Below are 17,832 nucleotides of genomic sequence, written 5' to 3' on the forward strand. Positions count from 1 at the left end.
CGTGGACACCAGCGCACCCCGGACGTCCCCGTCGACGCCGCCCGCCTCCGCCGCCCACGCCACCCCCGAGGGCGGCTCCCTGCGGCGCACCCTCAAATCCCGGCACCTGACGATGATCGCGATGGGCGGCGCCATCGGCACGGGCCTGTTCGTGGCCTCGGGCAACACCATCGCGACCGCCGGCCCCGGCGGCGCCCTCGTGGCCTACGTGGCCATCGGCTTCATGGTGTTCCTGCTGATGCAGTCGCTCGGCGAGATGTCCACGTACCTGCCGGTCTCCGGCGCGTTCGAGGAGTACTCGACCCGCTTCGTGAGCCCCTCGTTCGGCTTCGCCATCGGCTGGAACTACTGGTACAACTGGGCGATCACGGTGGCCGCCGAGCTCGTCGCGGCGGCCCTGATCATGCGGTACTGGCTCCCGGACGTGCCCTCGTGGATCTGGTCCGCGATCTTCCTCGCGCTGCTCTTCGGCCTCAACGCCCTCTCCACGCGCGCCTACGGCGAGAGCGAGTTCTGGTTCTCGCTCATCAAGGTCGCCACGGTGGTGATCTTCCTGGTGCTCGGCGTCCTGATGATCGTCGGCATCCTCGGCGGCTCCTCCCCCGGCTTCCACAACTGGACGGACGGCGAGGCCCCCTTCGTGGGCGGCGGCGCCGGCATCCTGGCGATCTTCATGGTGGCCGGCTTCTCCTTCCAGGGCACCGAGCTGGTCGGCGTGGCCGCGGGCGAGGCCGAGGACCCGGAGAAGAACGTGCCCAAGGCGATCCGCACCGTGTTCGTGCGCATCCTGCTCTTCTACGTCGGCGCAATCACCGTCGTCGGCTTCCTCATCCCCTACACCAGCCCCCACCTGCTGGGCAGCGACGTCGAGGACATCTCGATCTCCCCGTTCACGCTCGTCTTCGAGAACGCGGGCGTGCTCGCCGCCGCCTCCGTGATGAACGCCGTGATCCTCACGGCCATCCTCTCCGCGGGCAACTCGGGCCTGTACGCCTCCACCCGCATGCTCTGGGCCCTGGCCGACTCCGGCAAGGCCCCGCGCTTCCTGGCGAAGGTGAACCGGCGCGGCGTGCCCATGAACGCCCTCTACGCCACCACCGCGGTGGGCGCGGCGTGCTTCCTGACCACGTTCATCGGGGACGGCGCCGCCTACGTGTGGCTCGTCTCCGCCTCGGGCCTGGCCGGGTTCATCGTGTGGATGGGCATCGCCTGGAGCCACTACCGGTTCCGGCGGGCCTACGTCGCGCAGGGCCACGACCCGAAGGACCTGCCCTACCGCGCCTTCCTGTTCCCCCTGGGCCCGATCGTCGCGCTGGTCATGTGCGCCGTCGTGATCCTCGGCCAGAACTACCAGGCGTTCATGGGCGACGTGGACCTCGTGGCCGTGGCCAGCGCGTACATCGGCCTGCCCCTGTTCCTCGCGCTGTGGCTCGGCCACAAGCTCGTCACCGGCTCGAAGCCGGTCCGCTACGAGGACGCCGACCTGACCCGCGTCCTGGACTGAGTCCCCCACCCGGAGGTCGCCGTGTCCGCCCGTTCGTCCCACGCTCCCGCCGTCACCCCCACCGCCCGGGGCCGCCTGGTCTGGGTGGACGTCGCGCGCGGTCTGGCCCTGGTCTCGATGATGGTCGCCCACACGGCGCCCACCGGCGGCCCGGGCGGGGTGCTCCACCTCTCCGAGCACCTCACGGCGCCCCTGTTCGCGGCGCTCGTGGGCGTGGGCGCGCGCCTCGAGGCGGAGTGGCTGGGCCGTGGCCGGGCCGTGCCCCGCGCGCTCGTGCGGGCGGCCGCCCTGTTCGGGGCGGTGTGGCTGACCGGGCACTTCGGGGCGGCCGTCGTGAACGTGCTGGTGCACCTGGCTGTGCTCACGGTGCTCATGGCACTGCTGGCCGCCCTCCCGCTCGGCGCGCACCTCGTGCTGGCCCTCCTCAGCGGCGGGGGCGGCCTCCTGCTCGCCGCCACGCCGACGGCCGACGTCGTCGACCGGCTCGTCCCCGCCGCGCAGGCGCTCGGGCTGAGCCGCGCGACGCTGACCCCGTGGGTCTCCGCGTTCCTCACGGACGGCCCGTACCGCCTCCCCCTGTTCCTCGCGTGGGCGCTGCTGGGGGCGGTGCTGGTCGCCACCGTCCACGGCACGACGACGGCGGCCCCGGCCCGGAGCGCACGGCTCACGGGACTCGCCTGGGCGGCCGGGGGGATCGCGCTGGCCGGCGTCGTGCTCGCCCTGTCCCGGACGCGGACCGGCGCCGCCCCCGTGCCCTACACGGCGACCCCGGCGGAGGCCCTGCTGGACACGGGCCTCGTGCTGACCGTGCTCGGCGCGTGCGCGGCCCTCATGCCGCGGCGGTGCGCGCTGCTGGCCGTGCCCGGCGCGATGACGCTGTCCGTGTACGTGGCGCACCTGTGGTACCTCGGGTGGGTGCTGCGGCTGGGTCCCGGCCCGTGGCGCAGCGCCACGGGCACGGACGACACCTGGTTCAACGTGACGGTGCTGATCGCCGGCGCGCTGCTGCTGCCGCTGCTGTGGCGGGCTATCGTGCAGCTCGGGCCGTTCCGTGCGGGGCCGCTCGAGGGGCTCGTCCGCCTGCTGACGGCCCCGTTCGGCCGCGGGCGCTGACCGACGTCCACCCCAGCGGGTAGCCTCGAGAGCGTGAGCGAGCGAACCACCTACCTGCTGATCGACGGCGAGAACATCGACGCCACCCTCGGCACGTCCATCCTGCAGCGGCGCCCCCAGCCCGACGAGCGGCCACGCTGGAAGCGCCTGCTCGGCTACCTCGAGGACCGCTGGGACCAGCCGGTCAAGGGCCTGTTCTTCCTCGCCATCGACGGCGAGATCCCCATCCCGTTCGTCCAGGCGCTCACCGCCCTCGGCTTCCAGCCGATCATGCTGCGCGGTGAGGGCAAGGTCGTGGACATCGGCATCCAGCGCACCGCGGAGGCGCTGCTGGACCGGGAGGACGACGTCGTCCTCGTCAGCCACGACTCCGACTTCGCCCCCCAGCTCACCGACCTCGCGGCCACGCCGGGCCGACGCACCGGGATCATGGGCTTCGAGGAGTTCCTCTCCCACGAGCTGCGCCGCATCCCCGGGGTCGAGTTCTTCGACCTGGAGCACGCGGTGGGCGCGTTCGACTCGGCCCTGCCGCGCCTGCGCGTGATCGACGTCGAGGCGTTCGACCCGTACGAGTTCCTCTGACCCGCCCGGGGCGGCCCGCGGCTCAGCCCGCGGGCAGCTCCAGCAGGCGTTCGACGGTGGCGGCCACCCCGTCGTCGTCGCACGCCCCGACCACGCCGTCCGCCGCGGCCAGCAGCGACGGGTGCCCCGAGGCCACGGCCAGACCGAGACCGGCCCACTGGAGCATCTCCAGGTCGTTGGGCATGTCCCCGAACGCGACGACGTCGGCCGGCGCGACCCCCCGGCTCGCGGCGAACTCGGCGAGGGTGGCGGCCTTGTGCACGCCCGGCGCGGACATCTCCACGAGCGCGATGCCGGGCGCGGAGTGCGTGGCGCTCACGAGCTCGTCCAGCTCGGCGCGGGCCGCGGCGAGGAAGGCGTCCGGAGACAGGGTGTCCGAGCGGGCCAGCAGCTTCACCACGCCCAGCCGACCCGGCAGCGCGGCCTCGAGCGTGGCCGCCGCGTGGACCTCGGCCCGGAACTCGGCGCGCTCGGAGAACGCGTGCTCCCAGAAGAAGCCCTCGAGGGTCTCGGCGCCGAAGGACACGGTGCGGTCCAGGGCGCGCAGCCGGTCCGTGGCGGTCCACACGGCCTCGACGGGCATGGCGTGGGCGATCAGGACGTCGTCCGTGGCGGTGTCCACGACGACGGCGCCGTTGGAGCAGATCACCGGGCCGACGGGACCGAGCTGCGCGCTCAGCGGGCCGAGCCAGCGGAGGGGACGGCCGGTCACGAACACCACCTCGACGCCGGCGTCGTGGGCGTCCCGCAGCGCCGTGATGGTGCGCGGGCTCAGGCGTCCCGACCGCGTGTGCCGGTACCCGATGATGGTGCCGTCCAGGTCCGTCGCGATCATCCGCGGACGGCGCGAGGGCAGGGACAGGGCGGGCATGCGCCCAGTCTAGGCCGGGGCCGTGCGGCGGGCCGGGGTGTCCTCCGCGGGCGAGCGGGGGCACGATGGGGGCGTGGACACCGCACAGCAGACCACCGCACAGGACACCGCCCCGGACCCCGCGTCGACGACGCCCCGCACGGTCACCGTCACCGGCGCCGCCGGCAACATCGGCTACGCGCTGCTCTTCCGCATCGCCGCCGGCGGGATGCTCGGCCCGGACACCCCGGTCCGGCTGCGCCTGCTCGAGATCCCGGCCGCCCTGGGCGCCGCGGAGGGCACCGCCATGGAGCTCGCCGACGCGGCCTTCCCGCTGCTGGCCGACGTGGAGGTCACGGACGACCCGGCCCGCGCCTTCGACGGGGTCCAGCACGCGCTGCTCGTCGGCGCGCGGCCGCGCACGAAGGGCATGGAGCGCGGCGACCTGCTCGAGGCGAACGGCGGGATCTTCGGGCCGCAGGGCCGGGCGATCAACGACCACGCGGCGCAGGACGTGCGGGTCGTCGTCGTCGGGAACCCGGCCAACACCAACGCGCTGATCGCCGCCGCCCACGCCCCGGACGTGCCGGCCGCGCGCTTCACGGCGCTGACCCGGCTGGACCACAACCGGGCCGTGGCGCAGTTGGCCGCGCGGGCCGGCGTCGCGGTGACGGACGTGTCCGGCGTGACGATCTGGGGCAACCACTCCGCCACCCAGTTCCCGGACCTCACCCACGCCCGCGTGCGGGTGGACGGGACGTGGCGGCCGGCGCTCGAGGTGGTGGACCCGGTGTGGGCGGGCGAGGAGTTCGTGCCGCGCGTGGCGAAGCGGGGAGCGGAGATCATCGAGGTGCGCGGGGCGAGCTCGGCGGCCTCGGCGGCGTCCGCGGCGATCGACCACATGCGCGACTGGACCCTCGGCACCGGTGCGGACGCGGACGGTGCGCCGCGCCGGACGTCGGCCGCGGTGGTCTCGGACGGCTCCTACGGGGTGCCGGAGGGGCTGATCAGCTCGTTCCCCGTGACCTCCGACGGCGGCACCGCGTGGCGGATCGTGCCGGGGCTGGAGCCGGACGAGTCCGTGCTGCCGGGTGAGGGCGGGCGGCTGGCCGCGACCGTCGCCGAGCTGGAGGCCGAGCGCGACGCCGTGCGAGGGCTGGGCCTGCTCTGAGGCGGCCGGGATCGGCTGCGTGACTGACCCTTCTGGGGGCGTCCCCGCCCGCCGGAAGGGTCGGATGCGCAACAGATTCGTGCGGGGACGGGCGGGCGTGGGATCAGTCCGCCAGCTCGGCCCGCGTGGGCGGGTCCGCCCCCGGGCGGGAGGCCGTGATCGCCGACGCGCGGGAGGCGTAGATCAGCACCGACTCGACGTCGGCCGGGTCCATCGCGTGCAGGCGGCCGCGGTTCGCGGCGCCGAGCAGGGAGCGGTCGTCGAGGGCGGCGAGCAGGGCGGCGGTGAACGAGTCGCCGGCGCCCACGGTGTCCGCGACGTCCACGGGCACGATCGGGCGTTCCACCACGCCGTGCGCGGTGACGGCCACGATGTCCTCGGCGCCGCGGGTCATCACCACGAACGCCGGGCCCATCTGCTGCCACGCCTGCAGCGACTCGCGCAGCGGGCGGTCCGGGTACAGCCACGCGATGTCCTCGTCCGAGGCGTGCACCACGTCCGCCAGCCGCACGGACTCCTCCGCGCGGGCGCGGGCGAACGCCCGGTCCGGCACGATCGTGGGCCGCACGTTGGGGTCGTAGCTGATGGTCGTGACCGCGGAGATCCGCTCGAGCAGGGCCATCACCTCGGCGTCGCCGGGGGCGAGCATGGTGGCGATGGAGCCGGCATGCATGTGGTGCAGCGGGCCGCCGGCGGCGTCGTCGAAGTCCCGGGCGAGCGCGGCGGCGGGCGGCAGCGTCCAGTCCAGCTCGAACTCATAGCTGGCGGCGCCCGTGGGGTCCAGGCGGGCGGTGGCCACGGAGGTGGCGGCGGCATCCGGCTCGAGCAGGCAGCGCACGCCGTTCTCCCGCAGATGCGAGGCGATCATGTCCCCGTGCGCATCGCGGCCGAGGCGGCCGGCGAACAGGACGGGCCGCTCCAGCCGGCTCAGGCCCACGGCCACGTTCAGGGGGCTGCCCCCGACGTGCACGCGGGGGGTCGCGGTGTCCGAGACCACGACGTCGACGAGCGCCTCTCCGATCACACCACAGTACTGAGCCACGCGCCCCACGGTACCCTAATCACCGGCGCGGAACCGGGGCTGTGCGCAGGCTTCCAGGCCCCCGAGAAACGCCCGACACCCCCATCCTCGACCCCTCGGCAGGCGGCCATGTCCCCCACCCCCACCCGGCCCTCGCGCGGCCCCGGCTGGCGCCTCCACGGCGACGGCCGCACCATCACCCCGGGCACCGTCGTCGCCCCGGACGAGCGGCTGAGCTGGCCCCGGACCGTGGGCATCGGCGTGCAGCACGTGATGGCCATGTTCGGTGCCACCGTGCTCGTGCCCGCCCTGACCGGCATGCCCGCGACGACGGCGCTGCTCTTCTCCGGCCTCGGCACCCTGCTCTTCCTGGTCATCACGGGCAACCGCCTGCCCTCGTACCTGGGCAGCTCGTTCGCGTTCATCGCACCGCTGACGGCCGCCGCCACGATCGGCGGCACGGGGGCCGCGCTCGGCGGCATCCTCGTGACGGGCCTGCTGCTCACGGTGATCGGCGTGATCGTGCACCGCGCCGGCACCGGCTGGATCCACGCGCTCATGCCGCCGGCGGTGATGGGCACGATCGTGGCCCTGATCGGCCTCAACCTCGCCGGCGCCACGACGACGGCCATACAGGAGGTGCCCGTCACCACGTTCGGCACGGCCCTGGCGGTGGTGCTCACGTCCGTGACGTTCCGGGGACTCCTGGGCCGCCTGTCCATCCTCGTGGGCATCGTGGTGGGCTACGTGCTGGCCCTCGCGCAGGGCCAGGTGGACTTCGCCGCCGTCGGGGAGGCCGCCTGGATCGGGCTGCCGCCCTTCCACGGCCCGGAGCTGCGCTGGGACCTGCTGCCCCTGTTCCTGCCCGTCGTGCTCGTGCTGGTCGCGGAGAACATCGGCCATGTCAGGACCGTCGGGCTGATGACCAGGCGCGACCTGGACCCGCTCACCGGCCGTGCCCTGATCGCGGACGGCCTGTCCACCATGCTCTCCGGCGCGGGCGGCGGCGTCGGCACCACCACGTATGCGGAGAACATCGGCGTGATGGCCAGCTCGCGGGTCTACTCGACAGCGGCGTACTGGGTAGCCGGCCTCACCGCGATCGCCCTCGCGTTCCTGCCGAAGTTCGGGGCCGCCGTCGCCACCATCCCGGCCGGGGTGGCCGGCGGCGCGGGCATCATCCTCTACGGGATGATCGGCATGATGGGCGTGCGCATCTGGGTGCAGAACCGTGTGGACTTCTCCAACACCGTGAACCTCATGGCGGCGGGTGCGGGGCTGATCATCGCGATCGCCGACCCCCAGCTCGTGGTGGGCGGGCTCGTGTTCGGTGGCATCACGCTCGGCACGGTCGCCGCCCTGGTGGTGTACCACCTCATGACGGCGATCGCCCGCGCCCGCGGCACCGAGCCGGTGCCCGAGGACGAGGAGCAGTTCGAGGCCTCGGAGGCCGGCCGGCTCGGCTGACCCCGACCCCGCCTCGCGCCCTTTCGGTCGTGAGATAGGGCCAATCCCACGACCGAAAGCGCTCAGAACCCCCCTTTCACGTTCGAAAACGCGGGGGGTCGGCTGCGCGGGGCGGGGCGGGGCTGGGGGCAGTGCCCGTCAGCCGGCCGCGACCTCCTCGTCGGCGAGGGTGAGGACCTGGTCGAGTACGTCGAGGCCGAAGCGCAGGTCCTCGTCCGAGATGTTCAGCGGCGGGCACAGGTGGAACCGGTTCTCAGCCATGAACAGCAGCAGCCCGCGGTCCTTGGCCTCGGCCATCATCCGCCCCATGACGGGCGCGACCTGACCGAGCGGGGCCAGCCGCTCCCGGGTCTGCCGGTCCTTCACCAGCTCGACGGCCCAGAACGCGCCGGCGCCGCGCACATCGCCCACGCTCGGATGGGCCGCGGCGATCTCGGCCAGCCGCGGCCCGATGATCTCCTCGCCGATGCGCTTCGCGTGGGCCACCATGCCCTCCTCCTCCATCGCGGTGATCGCGGCGACGGCGGCCGCGCACGCGAGGGGGTGGCCCGAGTAGGTCAGGCCGCCGGGGTAGGGCGTGGTCGCGAAGCTCTCGTAGACGTCGTCGCTCATGGCGACGCCGCCCAGCGGCACGTACCCGGAGTTGACCCCCTTGGCGAACGTGACGATGTCCGGGGTGACGCCCGTGAGCTGGTGGCCGAACCACTCGCCCACGCGGCCGAAGCCGACCATGACCTCGTCGATGATCAGCAGGATCCCGTGCTCGCGGCACAGCTCCTTGACGCCGGCCATGTAACCGGGCGGCGGCATGAAGATGCCCGCGGTGCCGGGGACGGCCTCGAGGACCACGGCGGCCACGGTGGAGGGGCCCTCGAGCTCGATCACGTCGCGCAGGTGGGCCAGCGCGCGCTCGGCCTCCTGCTCATCGTTCTCCGAGCCGAACGCGGAGCGGTACGTGTACGCGGGCTGGAAGTGCACGACGCCGTCGGAGGCCGAGTCCGAGCCCACGCGCCGCAGGGAGCCGGTCAGGTTCGCCGTCAGGCGCGTGGCGCCGTGGTACGAGAGGTATGCGGAGAGCACCTTGTGCCGGCCCGTGTGCAGGCGCGCCATCCGCACCGCGTGATCGTTGGCCTCCGCGCCCGCGTTCGTGAAGAACACGTGGTTGATGGACTCCGGCAGCCACTCGGTGATCAGCCGGGCCGCCTCGGACCGGGCGTCGTTGACGTGCTGCGGGGCCACGGTGGCCAGCGTCTCGGCCTGTTCGCGGATCGCGGCCACGATCTTCGGGTGGCGGTGGCCGACGTTCGTGAAGACGAGCTGCCCGCTGAAGTCGACCATGGGCCGACCCTCGCCGTCCCACACCCACGACCCCTCGGCGTCGAGGATGGTCATCGGATTCAGATCGCGCTGCGCGCTCCACGAGTGGAACACGTGCGCGCGGTCGAGCTCGTGGGCGCGGCGGCCCCGCTCGATGGCCTCGTCGCTGATCCGGGGGTCCCGGCGACCGACGTGCTGCTGATGCTCGGACATGCGCCCTCCTTGGTGTGATGCGGGTCATTCCGAGCATAGGCAGGCCCGCCGGGGCGCGTCCCGGCGCGTCCGGCTGATGACCTCGCCCCCGATCCGTGCCCCGACGTCCGGGCGCCCGCCCTCAGCGCGAGCTGGCGCCCCGCCGCCCGCGCGCCACCCCCACGAACGCCTGCACGAGCTCCGAGTCGGCCGCCTTGAGCCAGGCCAGGGCGACGTCCCAGCCGGGGTGCCGGGCCTCGTCGTCGCCGTGGCGCGCGGGATCCGGCCCGTCGACGACGGCGGCGCCCGCCTCCGCCTCGGCCCGCGCCTGCTCGTCCGCGAGCGCGGCCCGCGTGGCGGCGGCCTCGCGGTCGGCGCGGGACAGGCCCACGGTGTCGTCGAGGGTGGAGGCCAGCGGCAGCACGATCACGTCCTTGCGGCCGAACATGCGGGCCACGGACATCGGCAGCACGACGTGGCCGGCGCCGGACGCGGCGATCTCCAGCGCCATCCGCTCGCCCGCGCCGGGCAGCTCGGCGGCGTCCATCGGCTCCGGGCTGGGGGCCGGGGCGAAGCGGGCGGGTTCCAGCTCCTCGTCCGGGTCGAGCTCGGCGGGCGGCACCGGGCCGTCCGCGTCCACGTCCCACGCGGCGAGCAGGTGGTCCCTGCCCACGCACACCACCGGCAGCTCGGAGTACACGCCCACGAGGTGCACGTGCCACGGGTCGATGTCGCCGGCGCGCAGGAACTCCTCGGCGGACACGTCGCGCCGGCGCCGCACGTAGCCCAGCTGCGGCAGGAAGTGGCGGGGCTGACCGGCGTCGTCGTGGGCGAGGTGGGCCAGCTGGGCCGCGTCGTCGTGGTTGACGAGCTGCACCGTGCGCTGGCGCGTGGTGAACCGCTCCACCCACGTGGACGGCGTGGCCCCGGGGATGGTGGCCAGGAAGAGGGTCTCGGGCGGGACGGGCAGGTCCGCCGGCGGGGCGGGCGCGGGACGACGCCGGCCCTCGCCCCCGGCACGGCCCGCGGGCTTCACGCCCTTGGCCACGCCACGCCCGCCGGAGCGGGTGGACCGGGCGGGGCCGCCCCTGCTCGCGCGGGACTTCCCGCCCCGGCCGCCACGGGAGCCGCTCAGCGGACCTTCTCCTTCAGGAAGGAGACCGCGCGGTCCCAGGCGAGGGCGGCGGCCTCGGGCCGGTAGTTGCCCTGGGGGTTCTCGTCGTTGTGGAAGGCGTGCGGGGCGTCGTAGTAGAAGTACTCGACGTCGGCCCCGGACTCCTCGCGGATCTGCTGCTCCTGCCTCCGCGCGTCCTCGACGGGGAAGGAGTCGTCCTGCTCGGCGTAGTGGCCCTGGACGGCGGCGGTGACGCCGGAGAAGTCACCGGGCACGCCCTGGCCCACGCCGTAGAAGGGCACGGCGGCGGAGACCTTGTCCCCCTGCTGGGCCGCGAGGGCGAGCACGAAGCCGCCGCCCATGCAGAAGCCGATCGCGCCCACGGTCTGCGAGGTCACCTCGTCCCGGGCCAGGAGCCAGTCGACGGCACCGGCGAGCTGGCGGGCGCCCTCCTCGGCGGGCAGGTTCTGCATCATCTCGCCGGCCTCGTCGCCGTCGTGGGCGATCCAGCCTCCGTAGAGGTCGGGGGCGAGCGCGACGAAGCCGAGGTCGGCGAGGCGGTCGCACACATCCTTGATGTGGTCCACCAGGCCCCACCACTCCTGGATCACGATCACGCCGGGGCCCTTCCCGGAGGCGGGCAGCGCGAGGTAGCCGTGGCCCGTCCGGTCGCCGTCCTGGCCGGCGTCCTTGGTGGGCAGGTCGAACGTGACGTTCTGGTGCGGGGTCTTCGAAGCCATCATGGGCCCCACCCTACGAGCAGACCGGGCCCCTCATCGAGGGACCCGGTCTCGACGCGCGAGGTCGACTCAGGCTCAGGCCTGGGCGTCGGCCTCGGGCAGCACGAAGGCGGCGCCGATCTCGAGCTTCACCTTGTCCGAGACCAGGAGGCCACCGGCCTCGGTGGCCGCGTTCCAGGTCAGGCCGAAGTCCTTGCGGGAGATCTCGCCCGTGGCCTCGAAGCCCACGCGGGTCACGCCGAAGGGATCCTTGTCCTGGCCGCCGAACTCGGCCTCGAGCTCCACGGTCTGGGTGACGCCGTGCAGCGTCAGCTCGCCGACCAGGGTGAACTCCTCGGGCTCGCCGCGGACCTCGGTGGAGCGGAAGGTCATGGTGGGGAACTGCTCCACGTCGAAGAAATCGGCGGAGCGCAGGTGGGCGTCGCGGCCCTCGTTCTTGGTGCTGATGGAGGCGACGTCGACGGTCACTTCGACGGAGGACTGGGTGAACTCCTCGGCGATGACGAGCTGGCCCTCCACGGCGTGGAAGGTGCCGCGGACCTTGGAGATGCCGGCGTGGCGGACGACGAAGTCGACGTCCGAGTGCGCGGGGTCCAGGTTCCAGGTTCCGGGGGTGATGGCGTGCATGGGGTGCTCCTTTTCAGCGGGTCTGTCTGGTGTGTCCGGGGTGGGCCGCCACGGCGGGCGGCGCCTCGGCCTCCGATCTTGTTTCAAATTCAAACATCATCCGGGCGGTCCGTCCACGCTCGATCGTCAAAATTCGAAATAGAGACGGACGTCACGGGCCGGGGGCACATCAGGGACGAGTCCGCCCACGACGACGGCCCGGAACCTCCGGGGGTTCCGGGCCGCCGGCCCGCGGTCGGGCAGCGGGGCCGCGCTCGGGCGGCCGGACGGGGTCAGGCGGCGGGGCCGCCCCCCGTCACGGGTAGAGGCCGCGGGTGCGGTGGGCCTCGGCCACGCGCTGGACAGCGGTCAGGGTGGCGGCCTCCCGCAGGCTCACGCGGCGACTCTCGGAGGTGGCCAGCACGGCCTGCCACGCAGCGACCATGCGCCGCTTCAGGCGCTCGTCCACCTCCTCGCGGCTCCACCAGTAGGCCTGGTTCGCCTGGACCCACTCGAAGTAGGAGACGATCACGCCGCCGGCGTTGGCCAGGATGTCCGGGACGACCAGGACGCCCTTCTCGGAGAGGATGCGGTCGGCCTCGCCCGTGGTGGGGCCATTGGCGCCCTCCACCACCAGCCGGGCGCGCACGCGCGGGGCGTTCTCCTCGGTCAGCACGGACTGCACGGCGGCCGGGACCACGAGGTCCACGTCCATCTCGAGCAGCTCGTCCGCGTCCATGGACGCGGTGCCGGGGGTGTCCTTCACGGAGCCGGTGTCCCAGAGCTGCCTCTGCAGGGCGTCGTAGTGCAGGCCCTCGTCGTCGCGCACGGCGCCGTACTGGTCCGACACGGCCACGACCTTCACGCCGGCCGCCTCGAGCAGCTCGACCGTGCCGGCGCCGACCTTGCCGAAGCCCTGGACCGCCGCCGTCGCCTGCGACGGCTCGATGCCGAGGTGCTCGAGCGCGGCGAGCGCCACGTGGACCACGCCCGCCGAGGTGGCGGAGGCGCGGCCCAGCGAGCCGCCGAGCGAGACGGGCTTGCCGGTGACCACGCCGAGCGTGGTGTGGCCGACGTTCACCGAGTAGGTGTCCATCATCCAGGCCATGGTCTGCTCGTCCGTGCCCACGTCCGGGGCGGGGATGTCCACCTCGGGGCCGATGATCGGCTGGATCTCGGAGGTGTAGCGGCGGGTGACGCGCTCGAGCTCGGCCTTCGAGTACTGGCGGGGGTCGATGGCCACCCCGCCCTTGGCGCCGCCATAGGGCACGTCCAGCAGGGCGCACTTCCAGGTCATCCACATGGCCAGCGCGCGGACCTCGTCCAGGTCCACGTCCTGACTGAAGCGCACGCCGCCCTTGGCCGGGCCGCGGGAGAAGTTGTGCTGCACGCGGTAGCCGCGGAGCACCTCGGTGGAGCCGTCGTCGCGGCGCAGGGGGATGGAGACGGCCATCTCGCGGCGGGGGGCGGCGAGCATCTGGTGCAGGCCCTCGTCGTAGCCGAGCGTCTTCACGGCGGCGGAGAGCTGGGCCAGGGCGTTGTCGAGCGGGGAGGACGGCGCCGTCACGGCCTCGTCCTCGGCGGGGATCCTCGTCATTGAGCGTCCTCGTGGTCCGGTGGGCAGGGGTGTGTCGCGGCCCGACCGACGCGCGGAGGGCCGCGCCCCATTGCGCGGCCGACGTCGTCCGGACCCCGATGAACGCTACGCGCTCCCCCCGCACCCGTCACCCCTTCTGAGCCGAGATCCACGCCCACCCGGGTGACGTCGGACACAGCGGCGTGTACTGTGCTGTGGACGCGCCGCACACCCGCGGCGCCCTTCGGCGTCGAACCGACGCCGCTCGCTCAGGGCCCACCTGGTCCGTCCCCCGGCCGTCCGCCGCGCAAGGCACCCCGCCCGCGACCTCGGCCCGACGCCCCAGCCCCGTGAAGGAGCCCCTCATGACCGTGACCCTGCCCGCCGCGATCACCCCCTCCCCCGCGTTCCAGCCCGTGCCCGGCCAGCGCATCGACCCGGAGCTCGCCCGCTCCTGGCTGCTGGTCAACGCCGCCCAGCCCGAACGGTTCCAGCCCGCCGAGGACTCGGCCGCGGACATCGTCATCCTCGACATCGAGGACGCCGTGGCCCCCAAGGACAAGGACCAGGCCCGCGCGGACGCCGTCGCCTGGCTGACCTCCGGGCACACCGGCTGGGTGCGGCTCAACGGCTACGGCTCACGGTGGTGGGAGCAGGACGTCGAGGCGCTCGCCGCGGCCCTGCCCGCGCACCTGGGCGGGCCGGTCTCCGAGGGCGGCCTGGCCGGCGTCGTGCTGGCGATGGTGGAGTCCACGGACCACGTGAACGAGACCGCCCGACGGCTGCCCGGGGTGCCCGTCGTGGCGCTCGTGGAGACGGCGCGCGGGCTGCAGCGGATCGACTCGATCGCCGCCGCAAAGGGCACGTTCCGGCTGGCCTTCGGGATCGGCGACTTCCGCCGCGACACCGGCCTGGGCGAGTCGCCGCAGGCGCTGGCGTACACGCGGTCCCAGTTCACGATCGCGGCGCGGGCCACGGGGCTGCCGGGCGCGATCGACGGGCCGACCGTGGGCTCCACCGGCGTGAAGCTCGCCGAGGCGACGGCGGTGACCGCGGAGTTCGGCATGACCGGCAAGCTGTGCCTCGCGCCGGAGCAGTGCGCGGCCGTGAACGAGGGGCTCAGCCCGTCCCAGGAGGAGCTGGCGTGGGCCCACGAGTTCCTCGCGGACTTCGAGGCCGACGGCGGCGAGATCCGCAACGGCTCCGACCTGCCCCGCAAGGCGCGCGCGGAGAAGATCCTCGGGCTGGCCACCGCGTTCGGCGTGCACTCCACGCGGTACCCGGACCAGGACAACGCGATCACGGCGCCGTCGGACACGTACCACTACTGAGCGGGGCCGCCGCCCACCAGAAACGCGGGTTGAGTTGTCACGGGTGCGGAGGCCGCACACCGGTGACAACTCAACCCGCGTTGCCTCGGGGGGCGCGGATCCCGCCTCCGCTCACACGTCCTGGCGCGTCCGGCGCACGACGGCGGCCCGCACCGAGAACGCCAGCACGATCGCCAGGATCCCGTAGATCACCCACGTGATGGGGGTGGAGACGAGCACGGCCGGGTCGCCCACCGAGCTGAGCAGGGCGTCGCGCAGGCTGGTCTCCGCGAGCGGGCCGAGCACCATGCCGATCATCAGCGGCGCCAGCGGGTAGCCGTACCGCCGCATCAGGAAGCCCAGCACGCCGATCCCCAGGAGCATCAGCAGGTCGAACACCGCGCCCGTGGTGGCGTAGATGCCCAGCCCGCAGAACAGCGTGATCCCCGCGTAGAGGTAGTGCTTCGGGATGAGCAGGAGCTTGGCCCACAGCTGCGCGAACGGCAGGTTGATCGCCAGCAGCACGATCATCGCGATGAAGAAGCTCGCCAGCAGCGCCCACACGAGGTCCGGGCTGCGGTCGAACAGCAGCGGGCCGGGCTGCAGCCCGTACTGGCGGAACGCCGCCAGCATGATGGCCGCCGTCGCGGAGACGGGCAGGCCGAGCGTGAGCAGGGCGCCCATCGCCATGCCGGTGGTCGAGTTGCCCGCCGCCTCGGGGGCCGCCAGCCCGCGGATCGCGCCGCGGCCGAACTGCGGATGCGCTCGGCGTCGGTCCAGGCGCCGCTCGACCGAGTACGCCAGGAACGTCGGCACCTCGGAGCCGCCCACCGGCACGATGCCGAACGGCAGGCCGATCGCCGTGCCGCGCAGCCACGCCGGGGCGGCCTCGCGGAACTCGGCGCCCGAGAGCCACGGCCGGCCGGTGCGGCGGATGCGCAGGTCCTCGTGCTCGCGGCGCACCCGGGAGGCCACGTGGAACACCTCGCCGAGCGCGAGGATCGCCACCGTGACGGTCACCAGCGGGATGCCGTCGAACAGCTGCGGCGAGCCCATCGTGAAGCGCTCGGTGCCGGTCACCGCATCGATCCCGACGACGGCGATGCCCAGTCCCAGCACCAGAGAGGCCAGGCCGCGCAGCACCGAGTCGGCGACCACCGAGGAGGTGGCCACGAACGCGAAGAGCGCGAGCGCGAAGTACTCCGCGGGGCCGAATCTCGTGGAGAACTCCGCCAGCACGGGGGAGAGGAACACGACGCACACCGAGGCCACCATGCCGCCGATGAAGGCGCCGAGCGCCGCCGTCGCCAGGGCCTGGGCCGCCCGGCCGTTCTGGGCCATGCGGTGGCCCTCGAACGTGGAGGCGATGGCCGAGGCCTGGCCGGGGGTGTTCATGAGGATGGCCATGGTGGAGTCGCCGAAGAGGCCGCCGAAGTACACGCCGGAGAACATGATGAACGCGGCGGTGGGCTCGAGGGCGAAGGTCATGGGCAGCAGCAGGGCCACGGCCATCGAGGAGCCCAGTCCGGGCATCACGCCGACCGCGGTGCCGAGCAGACAGCCCAGCACCACCCAGAGCAGGTTCATGGGGGTGAGGGCTCCGGCGAAGCCCTCCATGAGGAGTCCGAGGGTCTCCATGTCAGAAGCCACCTCCCAGGATGCCCGAGGGCAGGGTCAGGCCCAGGGCCACCGCGAAGCCGAGGTAGGCCAGCGAGGAGACGAACAGGGCGACGAGGATGTCGAACACGGGGTGCGGGGCACCGAACGCGCGCGTGATGCACCAGAACAGCAGCGCCCCGGCGAGGATCCACCCCAGCCAGGGCAGCAGGACGGCGAACGCGAGGAAGCCGAGGAAGCACCAGGCCAGCGCGCCGAAGTCCGAGTGGAACAGGGTCAGCGGGCCGGCCGCCTGGCCGACCTCGCCGTCCGCGTCGGCCTGACCCTCGGGGGCCTGGCGCACGCGCACGACCTCCACCGCGAGCGCGGCGGCGATCACGAGGCCCGCGACCGAGAGGATCAGCGGGAAGAAGTCCGGGCCGGGGAAGTCGGCGCCGTCGGTGTCCATGGTCAGGGACCCCAGCAGCAGGTAGAGGCTGAACGCGGCCAGCACGGCCGGCATGACGAGTCCGGAGAGCCCGGCGGCGCGTCCCCAGCGGGAGGGGGCGTCGGCGGCGGGGGGGACGGTGGATGCGTGGCTCACTTGATCTCCTCCGTCAGCGTGCCGATGCGCTCCTTCTCGGCGGCGATGAACTCCTCGAGTTCGGTGCCGGAGAGGGGCACGGGGTTCCAGTAGTTGCGCTGCACCGCCTCCTTCCACTCGGGGGTGTCGACCGCCTCGGCGATGAGGGTCTCGAGCTCGGTGCGCTCCTCCGCGGAGACGCCCGGCGGCACGAACAGGGCGCGCCAGTTGGTGAGCGTGACGTCGTAGCCCTGGGAGCGCAGGGTCGGGATCTCCTCGACGCCGGCCAGCGGCTCGGCCGCCACCACGCCGAGGGCGCGCAGTCGGCCGGCCTCGACCTGCGGGTAGATGTCCGCGAAGCCGCCGGCGGAGGCCTGGGCGGTGCCGTTGAGCAGGGCCTGGATGGCCTCGCCGCCGCCGTCGGACGGGATGTAGGTGGTGTCCGCGACCGGCACGCCGGCCGTGCGGGCGATGTCCGCCATGACGAGCTGGTCGAAGGAGCCGCCGCCGGTCCACGCCACGTGGGCGGGGTCGGCGCGCCAGGCGGTCACCAGGTCGTCCATGCTCTGGTACGGCGAGTCCGCCGGGACCACCACGAGGCTGTACTCCTCGACGACGCGGCTGACCGCGGTGACCTGGGAGAGCTCGGGGCCGGTGCCACGGGCCGCGTGGGCGGCGATCTGGCCGGTGCCGCCCACCATGAGGTTGTTCGCGTCCTCGAGCGTGGTCAGCTGACCGAGGGCGATGGTGCCACCGGCACCGGGGATGTTGACCACCTGGACGTTGTTCACCAGCCCGTTGACGCGCATGGTCTGCTGCAGCTCGCGCTGGAACGAGTCCCATCCGCCGCCGGCGGCCGCGGGGGCGATGAGGGTCAGGTTGGTGCGGATGTCGTTGCCTCCCGAGGCCGAGCGGATGGAGAAGGCGGAGGCCGCGAGCACGGTGAGCACCGCGATCACGCTGAAGACGATCCGGCCGATCCCCGTGCGCCGGCGCGGAGGGCCGTCGGGGGAGGTGGAGGGCATAACGGTTCCTAACAGAGACACCCCGCCGCCAGGGAGTGGCGCCGGGGACAGGTGCGAGTGGTGGG

Annotated in this window: 16 protein-coding genes; 6 read left to right on the forward strand and 10 right to left on the reverse strand. The window is 73.5% G+C overall.

Annotated features, from left to right (window positions below; translation table 11 throughout):
* The first annotated feature begins 1 nt into the window (after nucleotide 1).
* The 3 genes from ACUJ8O_RS09055 to ACUJ8O_RS09065 are packed head-to-tail and all read left to right on the forward strand — an operon-like array spanning nucleotide 2 to nucleotide 3,199.
* A complete protein-coding gene (locus ACUJ8O_RS09055; RefSeq protein WP_036337157.1) occupies nucleotides 2–1,504 on the forward strand; it encodes an amino acid permease in 1,503 nt (500 codons plus the stop codon).
* A gap of 21 nt (nucleotides 1,505–1,525) precedes the next feature.
* The gene (locus tag ACUJ8O_RS09060) at nucleotides 1,526–2,617 is read left to right on the forward strand and encodes a hypothetical protein (RefSeq protein WP_095347438.1); all 1,092 of its coding nucleotides are present in this window, start codon (nucleotides 1,526–1,528) and stop codon (nucleotides 2,615–2,617) included.
* A gap of 33 nt (nucleotides 2,618–2,650) precedes the next feature.
* A complete protein-coding gene (locus ACUJ8O_RS09065; RefSeq protein WP_371506824.1) occupies nucleotides 2,651–3,199 on the forward strand; it encodes an NYN domain-containing protein in 549 nt (182 codons plus the stop codon).
* Between the two features lie 22 nt (nucleotides 3,200–3,221).
* Here ACUJ8O_RS09065 and ACUJ8O_RS09070 read toward each other — a convergent pair whose 3' ends face one another.
* Nucleotides 3,222–4,070, reverse strand: coding sequence for an HAD-IIB family hydrolase (locus tag ACUJ8O_RS09070; RefSeq protein WP_371506826.1), 849 nt, complete (start codon nucleotides 4,068–4,070; stop codon nucleotides 3,222–3,224).
* A gap of 73 nt (nucleotides 4,071–4,143) precedes the next feature.
* Between ACUJ8O_RS09070 and ACUJ8O_RS09075 the strand changes: the two genes are divergently transcribed.
* Nucleotides 4,144–5,220, forward strand: a complete 1,077-nt coding sequence (locus ACUJ8O_RS09075) for a malate dehydrogenase (protein WP_445373325.1) — start codon at nucleotides 4,144–4,146, stop codon at nucleotides 5,218–5,220.
* Nucleotides 5,221–5,323: 103 nt separating this feature from the next.
* Here ACUJ8O_RS09075 and ACUJ8O_RS09080 read toward each other — a convergent pair whose 3' ends face one another.
* Nucleotides 5,324–6,244 (reverse strand): carbohydrate kinase family protein, encoded by a 921-nt coding sequence (locus ACUJ8O_RS09080; protein ID WP_010079702.1) that lies wholly within the window; start codon nucleotides 6,242–6,244, stop codon nucleotides 5,324–5,326.
* Between the two features lie 126 nt (nucleotides 6,245–6,370).
* On the opposite strand from ACUJ8O_RS09080, the gene ACUJ8O_RS09085 reads away from it, so the two are divergent.
* A complete protein-coding gene (locus tag ACUJ8O_RS09085; protein ID WP_445373326.1) occupies nucleotides 6,371–7,708 on the forward strand; it encodes a uracil-xanthine permease family protein in 1,338 nt (445 codons plus the stop codon).
* Between the two features lie 138 nt (nucleotides 7,709–7,846).
* On the opposite strand, the gene ACUJ8O_RS09090 is transcribed toward ACUJ8O_RS09085, so the two are convergent.
* The 5 genes from ACUJ8O_RS09090 to ACUJ8O_RS09110 all read right to left on the reverse strand — a co-directional run bounded on the left by ACUJ8O_RS09090 (nucleotide 7,847) and on the right by ACUJ8O_RS09110 (nucleotide 13,274).
* Entirely contained in the window at nucleotides 7,847–9,238 is a 1,392-nt protein-coding gene (locus tag ACUJ8O_RS09090) for an aspartate aminotransferase family protein (protein WP_445373327.1), read from the reverse strand.
* Between the two features lie 121 nt (nucleotides 9,239–9,359).
* Nucleotides 9,360–10,265 carry a hypothetical protein gene (locus ACUJ8O_RS09095; RefSeq protein WP_095347433.1) on the reverse strand — a complete coding sequence of 302 codons (906 nt, stop codon included), beginning with the start codon at nucleotides 10,263–10,265 and terminating at the stop codon, nucleotides 9,360–9,362.
* A gap of 83 nt (nucleotides 10,266–10,348) precedes the next feature.
* Nucleotides 10,349–11,074: a dienelactone hydrolase family protein gene (locus ACUJ8O_RS09100; RefSeq protein ID WP_036316518.1), complete on the reverse strand. Its 726-nt coding sequence runs from the start codon at nucleotides 11,072–11,074 to the stop codon at nucleotides 10,349–10,351.
* 72 nt (nucleotides 11,075–11,146) lie between these two features.
* The gene (locus tag ACUJ8O_RS09105) at nucleotides 11,147–11,698 is read right to left on the reverse strand and encodes a YceI family protein (RefSeq protein ID WP_010079707.1); all 552 of its coding nucleotides are present in this window, start codon (nucleotides 11,696–11,698) and stop codon (nucleotides 11,147–11,149) included.
* Between the two features lie 295 nt (nucleotides 11,699–11,993).
* The gene (locus tag ACUJ8O_RS09110) at nucleotides 11,994–13,274 is read right to left on the reverse strand and encodes a Glu/Leu/Phe/Val family dehydrogenase (RefSeq protein WP_010079708.1); all 1,281 of its coding nucleotides are present in this window, start codon (nucleotides 13,272–13,274) and stop codon (nucleotides 11,994–11,996) included.
* Between the two features lie 344 nt (nucleotides 13,275–13,618).
* Between ACUJ8O_RS09110 and ACUJ8O_RS09115 the strand changes: the two genes are divergently transcribed.
* Entirely contained in the window at nucleotides 13,619–14,584 is a 966-nt protein-coding gene (locus ACUJ8O_RS09115) for an HpcH/HpaI aldolase/citrate lyase family protein (RefSeq protein ID WP_095347431.1), read from the forward strand.
* A 111-nt stretch (nucleotides 14,585–14,695) separates the two neighbouring features.
* Here the strand turns inward: ACUJ8O_RS09115 and tctA are convergent, their stop codons facing one another.
* Genes tctA through ACUJ8O_RS09130 form a run of 3 tightly spaced genes read right to left on the reverse strand, consistent with a single transcriptional unit; the run spans nucleotide 14,696 to nucleotide 17,767 of the window.
* Complete coding sequence (gene tctA / locus ACUJ8O_RS09120) at nucleotides 14,696–16,201, reverse strand: tripartite tricarboxylate transporter permease TctA (protein ID WP_158184116.1); 1,506 nt, start codon at nucleotides 16,199–16,201, stop codon at nucleotides 14,696–14,698.
* Nucleotide 16,202: 1 nt separating this feature from the next.
* Entirely contained in the window at nucleotides 16,203–16,763 is a 561-nt protein-coding gene (locus ACUJ8O_RS09125) for a tripartite tricarboxylate transporter TctB family protein (RefSeq protein WP_044659842.1), read from the reverse strand.
* On the reverse strand, nucleotides 16,760–17,767 hold the full coding sequence (locus tag ACUJ8O_RS09130) for a tripartite tricarboxylate transporter substrate binding protein (protein ID WP_095347429.1): 1,008 nt from the start codon (nucleotides 17,765–17,767) through the stop codon (nucleotides 16,760–16,762). Before ACUJ8O_RS09130 ends, ACUJ8O_RS09125 begins: the two co-directional genes overlap by 4 nt.
* Nucleotides 17,768–17,832 lie beyond the last annotated feature (65 nt).

This window comes from Micrococcus sp. EWR3.9.1, assembly GCF_052615555.1.

Coding starts and splice junctions, on each gene's coding strand:
- ACUJ8O_RS09070 (WP_371506826.1), bottom strand. CDS start 4,070: ATGCCCGCCCTGTCCCTGCCCTCGCGCCGTCCGCGGATGATCGCGACG.
- ACUJ8O_RS09085 (WP_445373326.1), top strand. CDS start 6,371: ATGTCCCCCACCCCCACCCGGCCCTCGCGCGGCCCCGGCTGGCGCCTC.
- ACUJ8O_RS09090 (WP_445373327.1), bottom strand. CDS start 9,238: ATGTCCGAGCATCAGCAGCACGTCGGTCGCCGGGACCCCCGGATCAGC.
- ACUJ8O_RS09100 (WP_036316518.1), bottom strand. CDS start 11,074: ATGATGGCTTCGAAGACCCCGCACCAGAACGTCACGTTCGACCTGCCC.
- ACUJ8O_RS09105 (WP_010079707.1), bottom strand. CDS start 11,698: ATGCACGCCATCACCCCCGGAACCTGGAACCTGGACCCCGCGCACTCG.
- ACUJ8O_RS09110 (WP_010079708.1), bottom strand. CDS start 13,274: ATGACGAGGATCCCCGCCGAGGACGAGGCCGTGACGGCGCCGTCCTCC.
- ACUJ8O_RS09115 (WP_095347431.1), top strand. CDS start 13,619: ATGACCGTGACCCTGCCCGCCGCGATCACCCCCTCCCCCGCGTTCCAG.
- tctA (WP_158184116.1), bottom strand. CDS start 16,201: ATGGAGACCCTCGGACTCCTCATGGAGGGCTTCGCCGGAGCCCTCACC.
- ACUJ8O_RS09130 (WP_095347429.1), bottom strand. CDS start 17,767: ATGCCCTCCACCTCCCCCGACGGCCCTCCGCGCCGGCGCACGGGGATC.